This window comes from Streptomyces sp. NPDC006265 (genome assembly GCF_040613555.1).
Taxonomy (GTDB): Bacteria; Actinomycetota; Actinomycetes; order Streptomycetales; family Streptomycetaceae; genus Streptomyces.
The window spans coordinates 1-1,510 of record NZ_JBEXSH010000612.1 but is presented as its reverse complement, the minus strand read 5'-3'; the positions used below and the strand labels follow the sequence as shown (position 1 = coordinate 1,510).

1 protein-coding gene is annotated in these 1,510 nt (G+C 71.7%); it reads right to left on the bottom strand.

Translation table 11 applies throughout. From position 1 onward, the window contains the following. On the bottom strand, nucleotides 1–1,394 hold a 1,394-nt coding region (locus ABZ281_RS35395), incomplete at its 3' end, for a glycosyltransferase (RefSeq protein ID WP_356662169.1). Between the last annotated feature and the right edge of the window lie 116 nt (nucleotides 1,395–1,510).

The window sequence follows — 1,510 nt, the reverse complement described above, 5'->3', positions numbered from 1 at the left end:
GTGTCGTAGCGGGTGCCCTCGTACGGGGCGGTGTCGTAGCGGGTGCCCTCGTACGGGGCGGTGTCGTAGCGGGTGCCCTCGTACGGGGCGGTGTCGTAGCGGGTGCCCTCGTACGGGGCGGTGTCGTACGGGGTGCGCACCGGCGCGTCGTCCTCGCGCCGGTCCGGGAACACCCACACCCGGAAGAGCAGGAAGCGCAGCACGGTCGCCGCGAGGTTGGCCGCGACGAGGACGGCCAGTTCGGTGGAGTGCGCGGGCTCGGAGGTCGCCGCGTTCAATGCCGCGAGCGAGCCGCTGGTCAGAGCGAGTCCGATGCCGAAGACGACCAGGCCCTGCGCCTGGTGCCGTACGGCCCCGCCGCGCCCGCGCACCCCGAAGGTGAGCCGCCGGTTGGCCGCGGTGTTGGCGACCGCCGAGACCAGCAGGGCGAGGGCGTTGGCGGTCTGGGAACCGGAGAAGACCCGGAAGCCGCTGTAGAGCAGCAGGTAGAAGAGCGTGGACAGGGCACCGACCACGCAGAATCCGACCAGCTGACGGGCCAGCCCCTTCGGCACGTCCTCGATGTCACGGTCGCGCGGGTCGTCGCCGAACGGCCGGGCGATCCGGTCCAGCGGCAGCGAGCCCGTGGCCAGGGCCCTGCCCACCCGCCACACGCCCTTGAGGTCGTCGGTCGCGGTCCTGACGATGTGCACGGTCGAGTCGGGGTCGTCGACCCAGTCGACCGGCACCTCGTGGATCCGCAGCCCGGCCCGCTCGGCGAGCACCAGCATCTCGGTGTCGAAGAACCAGCCGGTGTCCTCGACGAGCGGCAGCAGCACCTGCGCCACGTCCCGGCGGATCGCCTTGAAGCCGCACTGGGCGTCCGAGAACCGCGCCTGGAGCGAGCCGCGCAGGATGAGGTTGTAGGCCCGGCTGATGAACTCCCGCTTGGGTCCGCGCACCACCCGTGAACTGCGGGCCAGCCGGGAGCCGATCGCGAGGTCCGAGTGGCCGGAGATCAGCGGCGCCACCAGCGGGAGCAGGGCGTTGAGGTCGGTGGACAGGTCCACGTCCATGTAGGCGAGGACCGGGGCGTCGGAAGCCGACCAGACGGCCCGCAGGGCCCGGCCGCGCCCCGTCTGCTCCAGGCGGAAGGTGGTGACCTCGGGGATCTCCGCCGCCAGCCGCCCGGCCACCTGCGGGGTGGTGTCCGTGGAGGCGTTGTCCGCGATCGTGATGCGGAACGCGTACGGGAACGTCCTCTCGAGGTGCTCGTGCAGTCTGCGGACGCACGGCTGGAGGTCCTTCTCCTCGTTGAAGACGGGGATCACTACGTCCAGGACAGGCGTACCGGCTGGTGCGGCCGGGAGGTGCTCCCGCGCCGGCAGGGTGCCGGGAGAAGAGTCGGTTCGCATGGAACCGACTTTCGTCAGGCGCCCTGTTGTGCCCATGTGGTGACGCTGTGGCGTGCCTGTGAGTGCGGCTGCCGGATCATGTCCGGCTCCGGCTCGGGCGGCAGCGCGGGCAGGTA